The sequence below is a fragment of the Allokutzneria albata genome (assembly GCF_900103775.1).
Taxonomy (GTDB): Bacteria; Actinomycetota; Actinomycetes; order Mycobacteriales; family Pseudonocardiaceae; genus Allokutzneria; species Allokutzneria albata.
Genome location: NZ_LT629701.1, coordinates 904700 through 926355, shown reverse-complemented (window position 1 = coordinate 926355; position 21656 = coordinate 904700). Strand labels below are relative to the sequence as shown.

Genomic DNA, 21656 nt, shown 5'->3' with positions numbered 1-21656 from the left:
TACCCCGCAGTTCGCCGCGAACACTTCGTTTGCCGCCGTTCACCAAGGGAAATCGAGAACATGCCCGTTGTCTGCCTCGGACCCCTGTGCGCGCCCGTCCCCGACGTGCGCCGGATCGCCGTGCTGCGCGGTGGCGGCCTCGGTGACCTGCTCTTCGCCATGCCCGCGATCGACTCGCTCGCCCTGGCCTACCCCGATGCGGAGATCACCCTCGTCGGCACCGCGCTGCACCGCGACCTGCTGTCCGGCCGCCCCGGCTCCGTCCGCGAGGTGCTGGTCATCCCCCAGCCCGAGTCCGAGGAGGAGTTCTTCGCCGACGTCGGCCCCTTCGACCTCGCCGTCCAGCTGCACGGCGGCGGCCGCTGGTCCAACCCGTTCCTGCGCCGCCTCGGCGCGCGCTGCACCGTCGGCCCCAACACCCCCGACGCCGTCCCCCTCGACCGCCCCGCGCCGTTCACGTACTTCCAGAACGAGACCATGCGCTGGCTCGAAGTGGTCGGCTTCGCCGGCGCTCCCGTCGCCGCCCTGGAGCCGTCCATCGCCGTCACCGAGGCCGACCTCGCCGAGGCTTCCGCCGCCCTGTCCGGCCTTCCCCGCCCCATCGTGACCGTCCACCCCGGAGCCACCGACCCCCGCCGCCGCTGGCCCCACTTCGCCGAGCTGATCGGCGGCCTCAGCGAACGCGCCGGCGTCGTCGTGATCGGCACCGAGTCCGAGCGCCCCCTCCTCGACGACCTCCCCGCGCGCACCTTGACCCAGCTCAGCATGTCCGGCCTGGTCGGCGTCCTGGCCAGCAGCGCCGTCGTCGTCGCCAACGACAGCGGCCCCCGCCACCTGGCCCAAGCCGTCGGCGCGCAGACCGTCTCGATCTACTGGATGGGCAACGTCATCAACGCCGGCCCCGCAGGCCGCGCGCGGCACGGCGTGCACATCTCGTGGACCGCCCGCTGCCCCGTCTGCGGCGCCGACTGCACCCGCCACGACCTCGGCCGCTGCGAACACGACGCCTCCATCGTCGCCGACGTCCCGGTCGCCGACGTCCTCGCCGACGTCCTGTGCCGCTTGCCCTCGTCCGGCCGTCCACAGTGGACAACTTCCCATCCCGCGTGATCAGAACGGCACCGGGTCGGCTCGCCCTGTGCCCCAAGTGGACAGCCGAAGGCGACGGCATCCGGACCGCCCCTGGCTTCCTCCGATAGCGCGGGAGGCGTAGGGCACGTGCACCCCAGGTCAGCTACAACGTCAGTGGGTAGTCGACTCTGATGTTGCGCAGGGGTTTCTGCTCGGTGTCGATCCACCGCGGCGGGATGAAGCTCGGTATCCCGCGCTCGAAAACGATCCTCCACTCCTGCTCGTGCATGACGTGGTGGTGATACACGCACAGCAGAACCAGGTTGCCGAGATCGGTCGGCCCGCCGTCGATCCAGTGCCAGACATGATGGGCTTCCGTCCACCCCGGTGGCCGATCACATCCCGGGAACGCACACCCCTTGTCCCGCACCGCCAACGCCTTGCGCTGGGCGACCGAAGCGGTCCGTCGTTCCCGCCCCAGATCGAGAGGTTCACTGCCCCCACCCAGGACAGCGGGGAGGATCCCGGCGTCGCAGCACATCTGCCGCACCAACCCCGCCGACACCCGATCACCCGTAGCCGTGCTGCCGCTACCGAGCATCGCCAGGAGTCTCTCGAAGTCCATCGTCACCACCACGGTGGGGCGTCGTCCCCCGGTGTCGGGGAGGTCCCGGGTGGCCATGGCCAGGTCGATCACTTCCTCGAACGCATCGGCATACCGCTGCCCGGACGTTCGAGAGTCCTTCTCCCCGTCGACGGTGCGGGGTTTGGCCAACGCATCCAAGACGGCCTTGATCTTCTGCCCGGCGATCAACGGAAAGACACCCTTGAGGTGCAGCGACCCGTCCTGATCACTGGCCATCCGCAACTCCCGCCGAGCCACCGCCTCCTGCTCATCCCGAAAGGTGCCGTCCGGGTCGAGGACACTGCGCAAGTACTTACCCGTGAGCATCAGATCACGCGGATGCATCGTCGGCGCCACCCGCGCCAGGTACTGCTCGGCTTCCTCACGACGCTCAGACGGGATGCGTTTGACCGCGTCGGCGATCACCAGCGCGTGTCGACCACTGATCTCCCCGGCATACATCCGCTCCCGCGTCGCGGGCAACGCGGGGAGTTCGTGCACCAACCGGGCACGCCGCTGCGCTTCAGCAGGTTCGAGTTTCACCTTCGACCGCAACAAGACCGCGAGGTTCTTACAGCTGTGCGCGGTGTGCAGGCCCTGGGACTCCGCTTCGGTCGCGGTATCAGTGGCAGCAGCAAGAACCAACGCCGCCACCGTCTCCCAGTCCTTCATTCGCTCCACCAACCCGTCACCGGTGGACTTGTAGTCATCGCCCTGCGCGAGATGGCGTTTCATCAAGTGGATCAATGTCTTGGGATTCACCACGTTCACCCCCCTTCTTCGACTCTCTTCCATTGTCTCAAAATGAAAGATCGACATCGAATCACTGGAGAGTGAATTCCCAGCAGCGACAACAGTTTTCATGGCCGAGTCCATTGTGGACAAAGCCAGGTTCCTGCAAACGCAAGCCGTAAACGGAATCGAGGCTTTACCTGGGGTGCGCGTGCCATACGCTTATCGCGAGGGCCGGAGTTTCATCCCGTGCCCCCGAGAGGCCCACGGGCACGCGCAAGGGGCCCCAGGTCAAGCCGACCCCACGCTGGGAACCAGCCAACCCCCGCTGGAAACAGTCGCCCCGCGGAAACAGCCGACCCACGCTGGAACCAGCCGACCCCACACTGAGAAACAGCCGACCCACGCTGGCACACGAGACCACTACACCGGAACCCACTCCACCCAAGTACTCCGCTCACCCAACGCATCCCCATCCGGCACCACCCCCAACCCCGCCCCACCAGGCACCCGAACCCGCCCACCCTCCAATACAAAAGGCTCCGTGATGTCCTCCACGTAATACCGATCAGAAGCCGAAGTATCGCCAGGCAAGACAAAACCAGGCAGCGCAGCCAAAGCCACATTGGCCGCCCGACCGAGCCCAGTCTCCAACATCCCCCCACACCACACCGGCACACCGTGCGCCACACAAACGTCGTGCACCCGCCGAGCCTCCAAATACCCCCCGACGCGCCCAGGCTTGATGTTCACCACCTGACAAGCACCCAGCGAGATCGCGAAAGCGGCCGCCTTGGCCGACGTGATCGACTCGTCGAGGCACAGGGGGGTGCGGATCAGACGGGCCAGCGCCGCGTGGTCGCGGAGGTCGTCCTCGGCGAGGGGTTGCTCGATCAGCAGGAGGTCGAAGTCGTCGAGCCGCGCCAGGTGGCGGGCGTCGGCGAGCGTGTACGCGGCGTTGGCGTCGACCTGGAGCTGCACGTCATCGCCGAAACGCTCCCGTACCGCGCGGACGGGGGAGACGTCCCACCCGGGCTCGATCTTGAGCTTGATCCGGACATAGCCCTGGGCGAGGTAGTCCTCCACCGTGGACAGCAGCGAAGGGATGCTGGGCGCGATGCCGACGGACACCCCGGCGGGCACGGACTCGCGGACCGCGCCGAGGAACGTGCCGAAGGACATCCCCGAAGCCCGCAACTGGGCGTCCAGCAAAGCCATCTCCACGGCGGCCTTCGCCATCGGATGGCCCTTGAAGCGGGCCATGTCCCGCACAGCCCGCGAAGCATCCACAGTGGACAGAGACGGGATCAGGAAGCGCTTGATCACCGAGACGGCGCCGGAGACGTACTCCGCCGAGTACAGCGGCGAGGACATCGCGACGCACTCACCCCACCCCTCGGACTCCGAGGTGACCACGCGCAGCAGCAGCACGTCGCGCTCGTGCTCGGTGCCGAAGGACGTGCGGAACGGGGTCCGCAACGGCATCCTGATCCTGCGCAGCTCAAAGCCTTCGAGCTTCACTCCGCCTCCCGGGTCAGCACGTACGAGCCGTCCGGGGTCATCCCGGTCACGGTGTAGCCCTCTGCGAACGCCAACTGGACCGCCTCGCGCACGTCGAGCCGCCAGCGACGCGCCGAAGCGGGGTCGGAACGCCGCAACGCCTCGATGTCCTCGGGCACGGCGACGGTCAACGCATCCGAGCCGCTCACTGCCGGAGGCGACGAGGTCAGCGACCACTCGACCAGGAACCGGTCGCTGTCTCCTTCCGCCATGGGCCCGTAGAAGTCCGGCAGGTAACGCACCGGCCTCGCGCCGAGCTTGACGAGGTTGAAGTGCGCGTTGCGGCGGACCAGCGGATCGTAGGTCCAGTGGATCTTCGTGATCCCCCGCGCGAGCGCCCAATCCCGTTGGTGCAGCTTGAGTGCGAGCCCGACACCTCGTCCGCGCTGCGAAGCCCGGATGCCGGTGACGTGGGAGTGCAGACCTCCGGAGGCGTCGAGGAAGGCGACGGACGCGCCGACCAGCTCCGAATCGAGGTAGGCACCTGCGATGTAGCTCCCCGCGAGGTGCAGCGCGCACATCAGCTCCGCGGGCACGGGCGATGCGGCGACGTCAAGGGACCAGATCTCGCCGAACAGCGCGGCGACCTGGTCGAACTGCGTGACTTCGGTCAGCTCGACGATCACCGCGCGTGCTCCTCCAGCCAGTCGACGATTCTGCGGTTGTAGTCAAGGCGGTGCGACGGCCTGCCGGCGAGGAGGAACAGGTGACTCGCTCCGGGGTAGCGGACGAGCCGCGTGGGCACGCCGCGAACGCGCAGCGCGGTGAACCACTGCTCCGCCTGGCCGATGGGACAGCGGTCGTCGTTCTCCCCGTGCAGCAACAGAGTCGGCGTTCGCACGCGGTCCACAGAGGCGATCGGGTTCTGCGCGGCCAACGCCTCGGGCGAGGAGTGCGGCAGCGCTTGCAGCTCCCGCGTACCGAGGAAGTGCCCGGCGTCCGAGGTGCCGTACATGCTTGTCAGATCGGAGACGCATCCCCCGGCGACCGCCGCCGCGAACAGATCGGTGTGAGCGGTGAGCCAGCACGTCGCGAAGCCCCCGTAGCTGTAGCCGCACACCGCGACCGAGGAAGCGACGCCCTCCTCGATCAGCGACCGCACGGGATCGACGAAGTCCTGCTGGTCGGCGACGCCCCACCTGCCGAGCGCGGCGGTGAAGAACTCGGAACCGTAGCCGTCGCTCGCCCGCGGGTTGAGCAGCAGCACGGACCACCCCTTGGCGACCAGAACCTGGTGGTAGAGATGCCGTCCGTCGAAAGCGGGCGACCACGCGTTGTGCGGGCCGCCGTGGATGTCGAGAAGCAACGGCCCCGGTGACGTCTGAGAGGGATCGCGCAACAACCACCCGTGCACCGACGTGCCATCGGTGACCGTGAACGACACCGGCGACGGCTCGAACAGCGAGACGTCCTGCAGTCGGTAGTCGGTCAGCCGACGCGGTGCTCCGTCCACAGTGGCCACGAAGACATCGCCCGCGGAACAGGGGTCCGACGAGATGTAGCAGATCTGTTCGTCCACAACGGACACACCGGAGATCACGGTGGACGGCGAGCCGATGATCTTGCGTGGTGTTCCGCCCGATGCGGGAACCATGTACACGTGCGTGCAGCCCTGGTCCCGGGCCGTGAAGACGACGGAGGTGCCCGAAGCTTGCGGTGCGGCACCGGGATATCCAGGCCCGCCGGACATCACGTTGCGGTCGAAGTCCGGTACCAAGGGCTCGAAGTTCTCCCGGGCCAAGCGGACGTGACCGACGGACCTGGCGTCCGTGACCGTCAGTACCAGTCCCGAGGGCAACCAGTACGTGCCCATGACCAAGTGATCATCGCAGGAGATGCGGCGGTCCCCGACGAACACCGTCGAACGCGGCGTGACGTCGCCATCGGTCACGCAGTACACCAGCTCACCGTCCGGCGACCACGACGGGCCGGACACGTGGAAGTCGCCGGAGGTCACCTGCTGCGGCGTCGCGTCCTCGACCAGATCGAGAACGAACAGGTGGTTGCGCAACCGGCGCAGCAGGCCGGAACCGTCGGCCTTGTAGTCGATCCGGTCGACGACCACCGGCCCCGTACGGCGCTTGTCCTGGTCGACGTCCTCACCACCGAGGTCCGCCGGTGCGCAGAACGCGATCTTCTTCCCCTCTGGGTGCCACATGGCAGGCCCGGCGCCGAGTGCCCGCGAAGTCAGCTGCCGCGCCTCACCGCCGTCCACGGGCAGCAACCACAACTGCTGCTTGCGCAGGAAGACGACGGAGGTGCCGTCCGGGGACCACCTCGGCGCGGAATCGTCGTCGCCCAGCGTGAGCTGCCACGGCTGGCCGCCTTCGACGCCGACGAGCCACAGCGCGCTGCGTGCCTCGTCGGTGTCCTCGTCGTCCTGGTGCAGCACGTAGACGACCGTGCGGCCATCCGGTGACAGCCGCGGATCGGCGGGGACGCGCAGGCGGTACTGGTCCGTCCACTGGAGCCGGGTCATGCTCAAACGCTACAAACGTTCGCGCTTTCCCGCTTGGTCCTCGCGGACGAAATCATCGGGTGCCCAGCGACCGGACGACGATCGCTCCGTAGTCACGGCTCGGCGGGTCCGGGTAGTAGTTCGGGACGATGTGGTCCTTGTCGGGCACCACGTAGCCGTGACCGCGGTACATCTCCAGGAACGGGTCGACGAGGCACCCGTTCAGCCACGTGAACGCGTACTCCCGCGCATCGATCTCCCCGAACCGCCGGCAGTAGGAGTCGTAGCCGGGGATCTTCGCGCCCGCCAGTACGTAGGAGAGGCCGAGCCGTTCCGCGAGCGCCGCCGCCTCCTCCATCATCGCCTCGTACGCGGTGCTGCCCCGCTCGGAGCGCTTCAGCGACCCGGACGCCAGGTACAGCGCGTTGGCCGTGGCGAGATCGACCGGCGGGTAGTCGCCGTTGTTGGTCACCGCGTCCCACGTGCTCAGCTCGCCCACCTCGGCCGGGTCGTAGCGCATCGGGAAGCTCATCAGCGTGCCGATCACCGCCCCGTCCCGCTCGAAGATCAGGAAGCCCTCGCCGAACTTCCGCAGGCGCGTGGTCATCCGCGCGCGGCCGGCCCGCTGCGACTCCTCCCAGTCCTGCTCCACCAGCATGATCTCGTCGAGGTCGGCCTCGGTGGCCTGGCGCGCGGTCACCACGTGACGCCCACCTTGGTCCTGCCGTGCACGAACACCCCCTCCTTCCACCGGGTGGGTTCCCCGGTCAGCGCGAGCTTCGGGAACTCGCGCAGCAGCGCCTCGACCGCGACGGCCGCCTCCAGCCGGGCGAGCTGTGCGCCGAGGCAGAAGTGCGAGCCGAGGCCGAAGGCCAGGTGCTTGTCGGCCGAGCGGGTGATGTCGAAGCGGTCCGGGTCGGCGAACCGGCTCGGGTCGTGGTTGGCCGACAGCAACGAGGCGACGACCTTCTCCCCCGCCGGGATCACCTGCCCGCAGAACTCCACGTCGGCCAACGGGTAGGCGCCGATGGTGTTCTTCACCGGCGGGGCGAAGCGCAGCACCTCCTCGACGGCGGACTCCAGCAGGGCCGGGGTGCCGCGCAGCCGCTCCACCTGCTCCGGGTGGCTCAGCAGCGCCCACACCGCGTTGCCGATCAGGTTGCCCGTGGTCTCGTAGCCCGCCGCGATCAGCAGGAACAGCATGCTGATCAGCTCCACGGTGCCGAGACGGTCACCTAATTCCTCGGCCTCGATGAGCGCGCTGGTCAGGTCGCCGGTCGGTTCCCGCCTGCGCCGCTCGACGAACTCGACCAGGTAGTCGTGGAACTCCACGGCCATCCGGCGCAGCGAGTCGAAGTCGGGCGGGGCCGCGAGGGTCTTCGTCCAGCCCTGGAAGCGGTCCTGGTCCTCGACCGGGACGCCCATCAGCTCGGCGAGCACGGTGATCGGCAGTGCGAAGGCGAACACCTCCAGCACGTCGGCCTCACCTCGCGAGCGCAGGGGTTCCAGCAACCGCCTGGCGCTCTCGACGATCATCGGCCGCAGTTCCCGGATGCGGCGCGGGGTGAACGCCTTGGCCACCAGGGACCGCAGCCGGGTGTGCTCGGGCGGGTCGGAGAAGAGCATGTGCTTGTCCAGAGCGTCCAGTTCGGACACCCGGAAGTACATCTCCCGCGCCCCGGCGGGCAGTTTGCGCTTGTCCTTGCTGAACCTGGTGTCCCGCAACAGCTCGACGACGTCGTCGTAGCGGGTCACGACCCACTCCGGGGCGCCCTGGTGCGGGTCGAGCAGGCGCGCGACGGGCGCCTCGGCCCGCATCCGCGCCAGGATGGGCAGCGGGTCGAGGTGGGCCTGCTCACCCCAGAGGTCGAAGCTCACGCGTTCTCCAGCTCGTCCAGGACCTTGCCGACCTTCTTCCAGGTGGGGCGGGAGCTCGTCCGCTGCCACCAGTCGGCCAGGTTCGGCCGCTCCAGCACGAGGTCGCCGCCGTGGGAGGCGAACAGGTAGGTCAGGTACGGCAGCCAGCAGATCTCGGCGAGGCCGAACTGCTCCCCCGCCAGGTACGTCCGTCCCTCCAGGTGCTTCTCGACCGCGTCGAAGGCCCGGGCCAGCTCGCCCCGCGCGGCGGCCAGCTCGGCGTCGCCCGGTGCGGGAGGCATCGTCTTGATGGCCGGGCTCCGCCGGATCAGGTCGTAGACCGGGCCGCTGCGCACGACCGTCCACACAGGACCGCTCACGTAGTACTGCTCGACGTTGATCCACTGCTCCATCAGCCCGTACTCGCGGAGGTCGGCCGGGGTGAGCGACGGACCGGGCAGGCGGCGGTCGAGGTAGCGGATGATCGCGCGGGACTCGTAGAGCAGGAAGCCGTCGTCGTCGAGGACCGGGACCTCACCGAAGGGCTGGCGCGCCAGGTTCTCCGGTGACTTGTCGGCGCCACCGAGCACGCTGGTGTGGACGAGTTCGGGTTCGTGGCCCTTCTCGGCGAACGTCATCAGCACCGGGTGGGTGGCGGCGCTCGTCTCCGTTCCGTAGACCTTCATTCACTTCCCATCTCTAGTAGATACCGCGCGATCGCCCTGGGGGTCGGGTGATCGAAAGCGAGCATGGCGGGCAGGGCGGCGCCGGTCCGCGCGGACAGCTCGTGCCGCACCTGCACGGCCATCAGCGAGTCCACACCGAGTTCCACCAGCGGCCGATCCACCGGCACATCGTCCACAGAGGACAATCGGAGCACGGTGGCGACGTCGGCCCGCACCGCCAGCTCCACCGCCTCGACCCGTTCCTCCGGGGCGAGCGCGTTGATCCGGTCCAGCCAGTTCGTCTCCGCCGTCGGTCCGGATCCTGCCGCGTCGAGCCAGTACGACCGGTGTTGCCAGGGATAGCGCGGCAGCGTGACCACGGCTCCCCTGGGCACGATCTTGGCGAAGTCCACGTCGAAACCGCTGGTGTACAGGCCGCCGACCACTTCGAGGAGGTCAGCCCCGCCTCGCCGGAGCGTGGGGATCACGGCGCCGTCCACCGCGTGGTCGGTCAAGCACTGCCGCACGTTCCCGATGAGGACCGGATGCGGCCCGATCTCGACGAAGACACGCGCACCCGCCTCGATCGCGGACCCGACCGCGTCGGCGAAGAGCACGGGTTCCCGCACGTTGGTCACCCAGTACTGCGAGTCCAGCTCCGCCACCGCCTTGCCGGTGACAGTGCTGAACATCGGCACGGTGGTCGAGGCGCCTTCAAGATCGCCCAACTCGCGTTCCAGTTCGTCGGCCAGCGGCGCCATCTCCGGGGAGTGGAAGGCGTAGCGCACATCGAGCTTCCGCGCCCGCCCGCCGATGCGCGCAACCACCTCGTCCAGCTCGCGCTCCGGCCCGGCGAGCACGACGGACCCGCTGTCGTTGACCGCCGCTACGGACACGGATCCGTGCGCGTGCAGGCGAGCCGCTTCGGGTGTGGCACGGACGGCGGTCATCCGGCCGGAAGTGCCGGCACGACTCATGATCCGGCCACGTGTCACGGCAAGGCGCATCGCTTCCGGCAACGTCAAGGCTCCGGCTGCGTACGCGGCGGCCACCTCACCGATGCTGTGGCCGATCACCGCACCCGGCGTGATCCCCCACTCCGCCAACCGCGCGACCAACGTGGCCTGCACGGCGAAGATCAGCGGCTGGACGATCGACGTGTCATCGAGCCGCTTCCCGTCCAGCTCGGCACGCAGGTCGAACGGCGCGAGCGCCGCGCACTCCGCGAAGACCGGGTGGTCGACGAGCTCCCGCCCCATGCCGGCCCACTGCGAGCCCTGACCGGAGAACACGAACGTCAACGGTCCGGGTTTCTCGATCGCCCGGTGCACACCGGAGTCCACGCCGCCCACCAACGCGGCCCGGTACTCGTAGTGCTGACGCCGCAGGGCAGCGGTGTAGGCGATCTCGCCCGCGTCGAGCCCGCGACAGGCCGTGATCAGCTCGCGCAGAGCCGGTTCGGTGCGCGCCGAGATCGGCACGATCGCGGGTCCGGCAGTGCGGGCGGGCCCCGGAGGTGCCTCCTCGACCACGATGTGGGCGTTGGTCCCGCTCATCCCGAACGAGCTGACCCCGGCGACGCGCGGGCGCTCCGACCGCGGCCAGGGCACCGGCAGCGTCGGCAGCACGAACGGCGTCCCGGCGAGCCGCATCCTCGGGTTGAGCGTGGTGAAGTGCAGGTTTCCCGGGATGCTCTCGTGCCGCAGTGACTGGATCACCTTGATGAGCCCGGCGATCCCAGCGGCTGCCTCAAGATGGCCGATGTTGGTCTTCACCGCGCCGAGCACGCAGCGATCGCTGTCCACCACCTCCGCCAGCGCCTCGAACTCGATCGGATCACCGAGCGGTGTCCCGGTGCCATGCGTCTCGATGTAGCCGACATCCTTTGTGGACACTCCCGCGTTCGTGTAAGCCTGGCGCAGCATGTCCCGCTGAGCGAGCTGGTTGGGCGCGGTGAGCCCGGCGGAGTGCCCGTCGGAGTTGACCGCCGAGCCCCGGAGCACCGCGAGGATCCGATCACCATCGGCCTCAGCGTCGGAGAGCCGCTTCAGCACGACGATCCCGCAGCCCTCTCCGCGCACGAACCCGTTGGCTCGCGCGTCGAAGCTCCGGCACCGCCCGTCCGACGACAGCGCGTCGAGGTCGGCGACCGTCTCCGTGCTCTCCTGCGCCAGCACGAGGTTCACGCCCCCGGCCAACGCGAGCGAGCTCTCCCCGCTTCGCAGGCTCTGCATCGCCAGGTGCACCGACACCAACGACGACGAGCACGCGGTGTCCACCGACATGTTCGGCCCGCGCAACCCGAGGAGGTGCGACAGTCGACCAGGGCCGAAGCTGTGAGCGGTCCCGGTACCCACGTGCGCGTCGCGCGCCCGACCACCGGAACTCAACAGGAGGTAGTCATTGCCGGACATGCCGACGAACACCCCCGTCGCGCTCCCGGCCAGCGAGCTGGGCACGATTCCCGCGTGCGCCAACGCGTCCCACGCCACTTCGAGCACCAAGCGGTGTTGCGGGTCCATCCGAGCGGACTCACGCGGCGGGATGCCGAAGAAGTCCGCGTCGAACCCGTCCACATCGGACAGGAACGCGCCCCAGCGCCCGGCGTCCGAGACGGGCTCCTCCTGCCCTCTGCGGTCGATCCGCTCATAAGGGATCTCGGTGACCGCGTCGACTCCATCACGCAGCATCCGCCAGAAGGCATCGGGGTCATCGGCTCCACCGGGGAAACGGCAGCCCATGCCCACGACCGCGATCGGCTCGGCGCGCTCACGGCGCACCCGCTCCAACCGCGCCTCCAGATCCTTGATCGCGGCGGCGGCCCGGACCAGGCTCGCGCGGTACTTCTCCTCGTTCACTCATTTCCCCCTTCCACGCGGTCGAGCGATTCCTCGAGCAGGGCAAGCAGATCGTCGGTGCTGACATCGGCGTATTCGTCCGAAGAAGCGCGCGCCAGGCCGAGCTTGTCGATCAGGTACTCGCTCAGCGCGGCGACGGTCGGCGCGGCGAACAGCACCGTCACGGACAGCCGAACGCCCAGCGCCGCTTCCAGCCGGTTGCGCAGCTCCAGCGCCATCAAGGAGTCCACGCCCATGCTGGTGAAGGGCATCGTCCGGTCGATCCGAGCGGGGTCCAGGTGCAAGATCCGGCCGAGCTGGTCGAGCACCAGCGGTTCCACAGTGTCGGCGTCGACCTCCACCGCCTCGACCGGCTCCTCCCGGTCACGCAGCTCCGCGAACAGCGGATTGGTCGCCGCACCAGGGAAGAACTCCAGCCACTGCCGCAGGTTCAACCGCAGGGCGGCGATCTGCGTGACGTCGGAGCCGAGCAGCGCACCGAGGATTTCCGTGCCCTGCTCCGGGGTGAGCGCGCCGACACCACGGTCGGCAAGGCGGCTGCCCTCCGCCGTGCGGTCCGCCATGATCCCGGCCTCGGCGAACAGTCCCCAGTCCACGCACAGCGCGGGCTTCCCGAGTGCGACGCGATGCCGGGCGAGCGCGCCGAGGAACGCGTTGGCCGCGGCGTAGTTCGCCTGCCCCGGTGAGCCGAGAATGGTGGAGGCCGACGAGTAGAGCACGAAGAAGTCCAGATCGTGGTTCGCGGTCAGCTCGTGCAGGTTCCACGCCCCGAGCACCTTCGGCGCCAGCACGCGTTCGAATCGCTCGTCGTCGAGGTCGAGCACCGTCCGGTCGTCCAGGACCATCGCCGCGTGCACGATGCCCTTCAGCGGGGGCATCCGTCGGTCCATGTCCGCGAGCACCCGAGCGACGTCGGCTCGCTGTGTCACGTCCGCTTGCGCGACAACGACCTCCACTCCCCTGGCGCGCAGAGCTTCCACCGCCTCCGGCGATCGCGCGGTCCGGCCGAGCAGCACGATGTGCCTGGCTCCCCGCTCCGCCATCCACTCCGCGAGCCCGATGCCAAGACCACCGAGACCGCCGGTGATCAGATACGTTCCGCTCCAGTCGACCTCGCCCGGCGTGCCCGCGGCGCGACGGGTCAGGCGAGCGACGTGCCGCCCCGAGGGACCGAGCACGATCTCGTTCTCCCCGTCCGGCGCGAGCAGTTCCGGCAGGAGGTCCTCCGCGCTGCCGTTCAGTTCGACGCGGACAGAGCGGAACTCCGGGTGCTCCATGTCCAAAGTCCGCCCGAAGCCCGACAGCGGCGAGGTCGACAGCGCGCCCTTCGTGACGAACCACAGCCGCGGCGTGTCCCGCAGACCGCGCCGCAAAACCGCGCGCACCAGGCGCAGAGCGCTCAGCGTGGTCATCCACTGATCCGCTGCGAGACTGTCCACAGTGGTCATCTCGAACGCGTCGAGTGCCCACATGTGCACGATCCCGGTGCAGTCGGGCACCGAGTCCAGCAAGCGGTCCCAGTCCGCGTCGTCAACGAGCCCGTCACTCGCGTAAGCCACCACGGCATCCGGTAGTCGCTCTGCCAGCTGCGCACCGACTCCGCCGTGATCAGCGAGAACGAGCCACTTGCCGGTGGGCTCCGTAGCGCGCGGGGGTTCGGCCCGGCGCCAGCTGATCTCGTAGAGCCAGTCCTCGTACGGCTTCCGCGCGGGCAGCTCCCGCGCCCGCAACCCGGTGATCTCCGCGATGACCCGCTCCTCCTGGTCGAACACCACAAGATCACCGGATGTGCGCGCATGCACCCAGAGCTGGTTCGGTGGCTGCCGGTACAGGGAAACCCGCTCCACGCCAACGGGAACGAGCGCCACGGGACCACCGGTGAGCGCGCCGAAGACCTGGAAGCACGCATCCAGCAGAGCCGGGTGGAACACGTGACCGCCCCCGACGTCCGCGGCGATCTCGGCGACAGCCTCATCACCGTCGATCCAAAGCCGTTTGATGCCTTGGAAGGCGGGGCCGTACTCGACGCCCTTCTCGGACTGCTCGCGGTAGTGGTCGACGACCGACACCTCACCGCGCAGTCTCGGCAGGCTGGCCTGTACGGGCTCACCGGAGTCGCCGATCTCGCCGGAGGCGAATCGCTGCCACCCGGCCTCCGAGCGGCTGAACAGCTCGAACGCTTCACCTGTCAGGACGAGCTGCACGTCCGGCTGCTCATCGACCAGGCGCTCGAAGTCGATGCCCACAACTGTCCTGGCCCGTGTGGCGTGCAGCGCCATCTCTACGCTCGCCGCTCCAGGCAGCACCGCGCGGCCACGTACGCGGTGATCCGCGAGGTACGGGGCATCGAGCCTGCCGCTGAACACGCGCACACCGGGCTGCGTCGCCAACTCCATGCCCTCGCCGAGCAGCGGATGCCCGCCCGTGCGCCTGGCGACGGGTACCGGATCGGCCCAGTACCGCTCGCGTTGCCAGGGATGAGTCGGCAGCGCGACGCAGCGCCCTTCCTGGTGCCACCGCACCGGAACGCCGTGGACGTGCATCGCGCCGACCGCCTCCAAGAAGACCGGACGGTCCCGGCGCAGCGACGCGACGGTCGCACTTCCCTCGGTCAGCACCTCGTCAACGGACGGAAGCAGCACAGGATGCGGGCTCACCTCGACGAACACCGTCGACCCGTCGTTCAGGAGCTCGCCCACAACGGGCCCGAACAGCACAGGGGCACGGAGATTGCGCACCCAGTACTTCGCATCCATGTCCGAGCCATCGGTGACGTTCCCGGACACCGTCGAGTGGATGGGAACAGTGCCGGGGCCAGGGACGATGTCCTCAAGCGCGAGCAAGAGGTCGGCGGTGAGCGGATCCACCTGAGGACTGTGCGACGCGACGTCGACCCGGACCCTGCGGCAGAACACCCCCGCATCGGCGAGCTTCAGCAGCACTTGGTCCACGGCCGCCGGGGTACCGGAGATGATCGTCGAGCGCGGTCCGTTGACGGCGGCGACCGAGACCTGATCGGACACAGTGGACAGTGCGGCCTCCGTCTCGCTGAACGACAGTTCGACAAGAGCCATCACGCCTTGACCGCTGATCAACTCCAACAGGTGACTGCGCCGGCAGATCACCTTCACGGCGTCCGCAAGGGACAGTGCTCCGGCGACGTGCGCGGCGGCCACCTCACCCATGCTGTGGCCGACCACCACGTCCGGCTGGATGCCGTGCTCACGCCACAGCCCGGCAAGCGCGACCCCCATCGCGAACAACACCGGCTGGATCACCTCGACGCGGTCGAGCGACGCCTCGGAATGCAGCACGTCGATCACCGACCACCCGGTCTCCGCGCGGACCGCCTCGTCGCACCGGCGAAGTGCCTCGGCGAAGACCGGCTGCGTCGCGTAGAGATCGCGGCCCATCCCGACCCATTGCGAGCCCTGCCCGGGAAAGACGAAGACCACCTTGGGGCGCCCGGAAGCCCTTCCGCTCACCACACCGGCCGGAGCCTCGCCCCGCGCGAACGCCCCGGCCTTCGCCGCGAGATCCTGAACGGAGTCCGCCACGAACACAGCCCTGTGCGCGTGGTGATGACGGCGGAAAGCTGCCGTGTAAGCCATGTCTTCCAAGCTGCCGGAAGCAAAGTCCGCATAGGACGAAGCTAGGGTGCGCAAGGCGGGCTCGGTGCGCGCCGAGATCGGCAGCAGGACTGGCCCCTCGGACAGGGACACGGACTCGGGAACCGGGGGCGGCTCCGCCAGGATGACGTGCGCGTTGGTGCCACTGATGCCGAACGAGCTGACTCCGGCGAGCTTGCCCGGCTGCCACTCCACGGGTTCGCTCGCGATCTCCAACGGCGTCCCCGTGAGGTCGATCCGCGGGTTGAGCGTGCGCATGTGCAGATTGGCCGGAATCCGTTGCCGCCGCATCACCAGGACGGTCTTGATCACGCCGACGACCCCGGCCGCGGCCTCCAGGTGGCCGATGTTGGTCTTCACCGCGCCGAGCACGCAGCGGTCGCCGTCGAGGACATCGGCGAGAGCCGTCACCTCGATCGGATCGCCCAGTGGCGTTCCCGTACCGTGCGTCTCGACGTAGCTGACCTCGCTCGCTTCGGCACCCGCGTTGCGCAACGCCTCACGCAGCACCGCCTTCTGCGCGATGACGTTGGGCGCGGTCAGCCCAGACGAACGCCCGTCCGAGTTCACCGCTGAACCCCGGATCACCGCGAGCACGGGATCCCCGTCAGCTTCGGCGTCCGACAGCCGCTTCAGCACAAGCATTCCACAGCCCTCGCCGCGCACGTAGCCGTTCGCGCGGGAGTCGAAGGTGCGGCACCGGCCGTCCGGGGACAGCGCGTTCGACCCGGCGAGCATGTCGGACATGTCGGGGTCTAGCATCAGGTTCACGCCACCGGCGAGCGCCAGCGTGCTCTCCCCGGTGCGCAGGCTCTGGCACGCCAGGTGGATGGCGACCAGCGAGGACGAGCACGCCGTGTCCACGGTCATGCTCGGGCCCTGCGCGCCGAGCTGGTAGGACAGCCGTCCGGCCGGGAAGGAGTGCCCGTTGCCGGTCACGGTGTAGATGTCCCGCTCGGAGTTGAGCTTGTCGTAGTCGTTGACCACCATGCCGACGAAGACACCGGTGCTCGACCCGATCAGCCCTTCCGGCGGCGTGCCCGCCCGCTCCAGCGCCTCCCACGTGACTTCGAGCAGCAGCCGCTGCTGCGGGTCGAGGCTCTTGGCCTCCCTCGGCGAGATCCCGAAGAACGCGGCGTCGAAACCGTCCACTTCGGACAGGAAGCCGCCCCAGCCCGCAGGCCCCTCGGAGCGCGGCCACCGGTGCTCCGGAACCTCCGTGACGGCATCGACCCGATCTTCGAGAAGGCGCCAGAACGACTCCGGATCGTCGGCCCCGCCGGGTACCCGAAGGCCCATCCCGATGATCGCAATCGGCTCCGTCGCCTCTTCGCGCCGCTGCTCGGGAACGACCTCGCCCGGGCCGGGCTCCAGCTCGGCCAGCAGGTGCTCCGCCAACTCGGACACGGTGGAGTAGGTGAACAACAACGCGACGGACAGCCGCACGCCGATGCTGTTCTCCAGCCGGTTGCGCAGCTCCACCGCCATCAGCGACTCCAGCCCCAGGCTGCGGAACGGCACGGATGTGTCCACAGTGGATGGATCCTGGTGCAGTGTCCTGGCCAGCTGGTCGACCAGGTGCTCCTCAAGAAGCGTCCGCCGCCGCTCCGGAGCGACCGTGCGGAGATCCAGGCTCGGTCCTCGGACCGCATCCCTGGGCAGCTCCGACAGCAACGGCGTTCCCGCGGCCGCCGGATGCGCCTCCAACCACTGCCGCACATCGAGGTCCACCACGGTGAGCTGCGGCGGGGCAGACGGCAGGATTCCGCTCAGCACACGGTGATCACCGCCGATGCTGAACGCGGGAAGCCCCAACGCTCTCCGGTGTTGGGCGACCGCGTCGAAGACAGCGCCGACCTCCGCATCCGGCCCGTCGCCGAGCAACGAAGCGCCGGAAGACAGCAACACGAAAAAGTCGAGATCGTGCTCCAGCGACAACTCGTGCAAACGCCACGCGAGGTCGGCATCCCCTCCGCCGTAGACGATGCCGTTCAGCCGCTCGCCTTCGTACGAGCCGATGACGTGGCCACGCGGCACTTCAACAGAGGCATTGATCACCAGATAGGTGCCGTCCTCGCGGAACGGCAAGCCTCCGTCGCGCCCCACGGCATCGGCGGCGCGCACAACTCTGGCGACATAACGACCGTCCGTCCGCAGCAGGACGTCCGTCTCATCGGAGCCCGCGGCCAGCTCCCGCATGAGCAGATCCACGTCCTCGACCTCGACCCGAGTCCACTCGAACTCGGGATGCCGCAAGGCGAGCGACTTCCCGAGGCCCCACAAGGACGCCTGTCGATGGTCGTGCGTGACGAGCCACACGCGCGGCAAGTCCCGCCAGGCGCGTAGCTCCTCGACATCGAGCTGCGCACCGTACGGCCACACCACTCCGGCGGGCGGCACGGTCAGTGCCTCCACCGAATGCACGCACTCCGCGCCGTACGACCGCAGTCGCTCCGCCACCGCCGCACCGATGCCGAAGTCATCGCGGAGCACCAACCACGTTCCCGCAATGGCGGTGACGGGCTCGTGGTGCTCGCGCCGCCGCCACTCAAGGGTGTGCAGGCGGTTGTCGCGCGTGTGCCCGCCGGAGTGCCAGTACCGCTCCCGCTGCCACGGATACCCCGGCAGATCGATCAGCGATCCATCCACGAAGGACACATCAAGGCCATGGCGGTACAGCTCGCCCAGCGCACGCAGCACGTTCTCCTCGCCACGACGGAGCACTCCGACAGCTCGACCGGACTGTCCTCCAGCCGCAACGCATTCCTCGATGTTGTCGACAAGCGCCGGATGCGGCCCGATTTCGACGAACAGTCGATGGCCGGCCGCGACAGCCTCGCTCATGTGGTCCGCGAACCGCACGGTGTCGCGGACGTTGCGCACCCAGTGCCCGGCGTCGAACCGATCACCGGTGCTGTAGATCGGAATGGTCGGCACCTGCGGGGAAAGGTCGCTGAGCGCTTCGGAAAGCTCATCCAGAATCGAATCCATGTGACGGCTGTGGAAGGCGTAGTCAACGCGGAGTTCACGTCCGCCCAGCCCCGTCACGTCCCCCGCGAGCACAACCGAGTTGGGGTCGTTGACCGCGGCGATGTCCAACCGGCCCGCGCGCACCGCGGGCAGCTCCCGTGCGGCCTCCTCCGACATGGCCACCGACGCCATCCGGCCCAGCCCGGCGGTGCGCCTCATCAACCGCCCGCGGTGGTAGACGACGCGGACGGCGTCCTCCAGGCGAAGCGCCCCGGCCGCGTAGGCCGCGGCCACCTCGCCGACGCTGTGTCCGATCACTGCGGCCGGGCTGATGCCGTGCGCCCGCAACAACTCGATGAGCCCGACCTGGATCGCGAAGAGCAACGGCTGGACCACGTCGGTCTCGGCCGGCTCGGCGGCCATGGCTTCCACGAGGGACCAGCCGGCCATGGGTGCGAACAGTTCGTCGCAGGACTCGACGGCGGCGCGGAACACCGGCTCCCGTTCGAGCAGCGCGCGACCCATCCCACTCCACTGCGTGCCTTGCCCGGAGAAGACGAACACCGCGTTGTCCGCCCAAGCGCGGGAGAACTCGGCCGCGCGCAGGGCGTCGGCCATGGCGGTATGCGTGTCCCCGACGACGGACAGCCGGAACTCGTGCTGGCTGCGCCGTGCCGAGAGCGTGTGGCAAACGTCGTTCAGGGCGGAATTTTTGTTTGCCGGCAACCACTCTGCCATAGCCGAGGCGGCCTGCCGAAGCGCTTCTTCGGTCCGAGCCGAAAGGACGAGCAACTTTTGCCGGGGCGCGCTGCTGGTGCTCGGTCCCGCAAGCGGGTCTTCTGCCGGCACCGCTGCCCCTCGTCGCAGTGCGGCCAGCACCGTTCCGGAGGAACCGACGACTTGTTCAAGCGGCTCAAGGAGAACAGCGTGCGGGTTGACATCCACGAACGCGGTGTGCCCGTCCGCGAGCAACGCCTCCAACGCCGCCGACAGCCGCCACGGATCGCGCTCGGTCCGCACCCAGTGCTCAGCGTCCAGCGCCTCGCCCGGCAGCTCGCCCCCGGTCACCGCGGAGTAGAAGGGGATCCGGCACGGCCCCGGGCGAACCCCGGCCAGCGCCGCCCGCAACGAGGGCAGGATCGGCTCCACGCAGGGGCTGTGGGACGCGTAATCCACCCGGATCAACCCGGAACGGGCAGCCGCGTCCATGGCCTGCCGCACCGCCGCCGGCTCTCCGGAGATCACCGTCGAGCGCGGCCCCGCAACCCCGGCGATCCACACGTCCTCCTTGTCCCGCACCAGGTCCGCTACGTCCGCTTCGGGCATTTCCAGTGCGGCCATGGCCCCGGAGCCGCTGAGCCCGCTCGCGATCCGGCTGCGCTCGCACATCAGCATCGCCGCCGTCTCCAGGTCCAGCGCTCCCGCCGTCCACGCCGCCGCGACCTCGCCCATGCTGCTGCCCGTCACCGCGACCGGCTCGACGCCGCGCGAACGCAGCAGCTCCACCAGCGCGACCTGCATCGCGAAGATCGCGGGCTGGGCGATCGCGGTGTCGGTCAGCCAGTCGTCGTCGGTCAGTGTCGTGAGCGAGCGCCCGATCCTCGGCGCGATCACCGCGTCGCAGCGCTCGAACGCCCTCCGGAACACGGGTTCGTCGCGCAGCAGGTCGGAGGCCATGCCCGGCCACTGCGAACCCTGACCGCCGAAGACGAACACCGCCTTGCTGACGACCGGGGGCTGCTCCCGCTCCTGCCCGCCTTCAAGGACGACGTGGCAGTTGGTGCCGCCGAAGCCGAACGCGCTGACCCCGGCGATCAGGCGCTCATCGGTCCACTCCGTGAGATCCTGCTGCACCCGCAGGCGCCACTCCTCGAACGGGATGTGCGGGTTGGGCTCCTCGAAGGCCAGGCTGGGCGGGAGCGCGCGGTGCCGCATCGCCAGCACGACCTTGATCAATCCCGCGATCCCGGCCGCCGCCTCCAGGTGGCCGATGCTGGACTTCACCGACCCGATCCGCAACGGGCGCACGGCGGGCCGGTCCACGCACAGCACCGCGTTCAGCGCGCTGGCCTCGATCGGATCGCCCAGCTCGGTGCCGGTCCCGTGCGCCTCCACGTACTGCACGTCCGCCGGGCTGATCCCCGCGCGCTGATAGGCGCTGCGCAGAACCTCCTGCTGCGCCAAGGGGTTCGGGGCGGTGAGCCCGTTGCTGGCACCGTCGTTGTTGACCGCGCTGCCCCGGATCACGGCCAGCACGCGATCCCCCGCGGCCTCGCTCATCCGCTTGAGCACCACGAACCCGCCGCCCTCGCCGCGGCCGTACCCGTCGGCGCGCGCGTCGAACGCCTTCGAGCGGCCGTCCGGGGCGAGCGCGCCGAGTTCCCGCAACGCGAGGCCGGTCGTGGGGTCGAGCATCAGGCTCACACCGCCGACGAGCGCGAGGTCGCAGTCGCCCTCCCGCAGGCTCTGCGTGGCCAGGTGGACCGCGACCAGCGACGACGAGCACGCGGTGTTGACCTGGAGGCTCGGTCCGCGCAGGCCGAGCGCGTAGGAGATCCGTGCCGGGATGACGCTCGGATCGGTGCCCGCCAGGGAGTGCTGGCCGAGCTGGTCGGGCGGGGCGGAGTACTCGCCCCACATCGCGCCGACGAAGACGCCGGTCCGCCCGCCCGCGAGCCCGCGCGGCGGGATGCCCGCGTTCTCCAGCGCCTCCCACGCCAGCTCCAGGGCGAGCCGTTGCTGCGGGTCCACGTGCGCCGCCTCGCGCGGGGAGATGTCGAAGAACGCTGCGTCGAACTCGTCGATCCGGTCGAGGAACCCGCCTCGGCCGGTCATCCCGCGCGCGGCGGGCGCGTCCACGACGGCGTCGCGCCCCTCGCTGAGCAGCCGCCAGAACTCCTCCGGGCTCGCCCCGCCGGGTAGTCGGCAGGCCAGCCCGACGATCGCGATCGGCTCCCCGATCCGGGAAACCGGCTGGTCAGCAGGGACGATCGCGGGTCCGGCGAGGTGCTGGGCCAGTTCACGCGGCGTCGGGTAGGTCCAGACGAGGGTGGCCGACAGCCTGCGGCCGAGCAGCTCGCCCAGCTCCGCGGTCAGTCCGGTGAGCCCACGGGAGTCCATCCCGTGCCGCGTGAACGGATCGTTCGGCCCGACGTCGGCGCCGCACAGCTCGGCGACGCGGGCAATGATCCACTCTTCGACAGCGACGGCTGTCAGACCCATGGTCACACC

10 protein-coding genes are annotated in these 21656 nt (G+C 69.3%); 1 reads left to right on the top strand and 9 read right to left on the bottom strand.

What is annotated here, in order from left to right; translation table 11 throughout:
- The first annotated feature begins 60 nt into the window (after positions 1-60).
- Complete coding sequence (locus BLT28_RS03990; protein ID WP_030433755.1) at positions 61-1110, top strand: glycosyltransferase family 9 protein; 1050 nt, start codon at positions 61-63, stop codon at positions 1108-1110.
- 124 nt (positions 1111-1234) lie between these two features.
- On the opposite strand, the gene BLT28_RS03985 is transcribed toward BLT28_RS03990, so the two are convergent.
- The 9 genes from BLT28_RS03985 to BLT28_RS03945 form a co-directional block, all read right to left on the bottom strand.
- Positions 1235-2560, bottom strand: a complete 1326-nt coding sequence (locus BLT28_RS03985) for an HNH endonuclease signature motif containing protein (protein WP_172806498.1) — start codon at positions 2558-2560, stop codon at positions 1235-1237.
- A 291-nt stretch (positions 2561-2851) separates the two neighbouring features.
- On the bottom strand, positions 2852-3949 hold the full coding sequence (gene menC, locus BLT28_RS03980) for an o-succinylbenzoate synthase (protein WP_030430173.1): 1098 nt from the start codon (positions 3947-3949) through the stop codon (positions 2852-2854).
- Complete coding sequence (locus BLT28_RS03975; RefSeq protein ID WP_231950613.1) at positions 3946-4614, bottom strand: GNAT family N-acetyltransferase; 669 nt, start codon at positions 4612-4614, stop codon at positions 3946-3948. Before BLT28_RS03975 ends, menC begins: the two co-directional genes overlap by 4 nt.
- The gene (locus BLT28_RS03970; RefSeq protein WP_030430175.1) at positions 4611-6467 is read right to left on the bottom strand and encodes a S9 family peptidase; all 1857 of its coding nucleotides are present in this window, start codon (positions 6465-6467) and stop codon (positions 4611-4613) included. Before BLT28_RS03970 ends, BLT28_RS03975 begins: the two co-directional genes overlap by 4 nt.
- 52 nt (positions 6468-6519) lie before the next feature.
- A complete protein-coding gene (locus BLT28_RS03965; protein ID WP_157376047.1) occupies positions 6520-7146 on the bottom strand; it encodes a GNAT family N-acetyltransferase in 627 nt (208 codons plus the stop codon).
- Complete coding sequence (locus tag BLT28_RS03960; RefSeq protein ID WP_030430177.1) at positions 7143-8324, bottom strand: cytochrome P450 family protein; 1182 nt, start codon at positions 8322-8324, stop codon at positions 7143-7145. The genes BLT28_RS03965 and BLT28_RS03960 overlap by 4 nt, the downstream gene beginning before the upstream one ends.
- A complete protein-coding gene (locus BLT28_RS03955) occupies positions 8321-8989 on the bottom strand; it encodes a glutathione S-transferase family protein (protein WP_030430178.1) in 669 nt (222 codons plus the stop codon). Before BLT28_RS03955 ends, BLT28_RS03960 begins: the two co-directional genes overlap by 4 nt.
- Positions 8986-11826 (bottom strand): type I polyketide synthase, encoded by a 2841-nt coding sequence (locus BLT28_RS03950; RefSeq protein ID WP_052407434.1) that lies wholly within the window; start codon positions 11824-11826, stop codon positions 8986-8988. The genes BLT28_RS03955 and BLT28_RS03950 overlap by 4 nt, the downstream gene beginning before the upstream one ends.
- Positions 11823-21647 (bottom strand): type I polyketide synthase, encoded by a 9825-nt coding sequence (locus BLT28_RS03945; protein WP_052407435.1) that lies wholly within the window; start codon positions 21645-21647, stop codon positions 11823-11825. Before BLT28_RS03945 ends, BLT28_RS03950 begins: the two co-directional genes overlap by 4 nt.
- Positions 21648-21656 lie beyond the last annotated feature (9 nt).

What these genes read in the sequence shown, in the direction of transcription:
- BLT28_RS03990 (WP_030433755.1), top strand. Translation starts at nt 61, where the DNA reads ATGCCCGTTGTCTGCCTCGGACCCCTGTGCGCGCCCGTCCCCGACGTG.
- BLT28_RS03985 (WP_172806498.1), bottom strand. Translation starts at nt 2,560, where the DNA reads ATGAAAACTGTTGTCGCTGCTGGGAATTCACTCTCCAGTGATTCGATG.
- BLT28_RS03970 (WP_030430175.1), bottom strand. Translation starts at nt 6,467, where the DNA reads ATGACCCGGCTCCAGTGGACGGACCAGTACCGCCTGCGCGTCCCCGCC.
- BLT28_RS03955 (WP_030430178.1), bottom strand. Translation starts at nt 8,989, where the DNA reads ATGAAGGTCTACGGAACGGAGACGAGCGCCGCCACCCACCCGGTGCTG.
- BLT28_RS03945 (WP_052407435.1), bottom strand. Translation starts at nt 21,647, where the DNA reads ATGGGTCTGACAGCCGTCGCTGTCGAAGAGTGGATCATTGCCCGCGTC.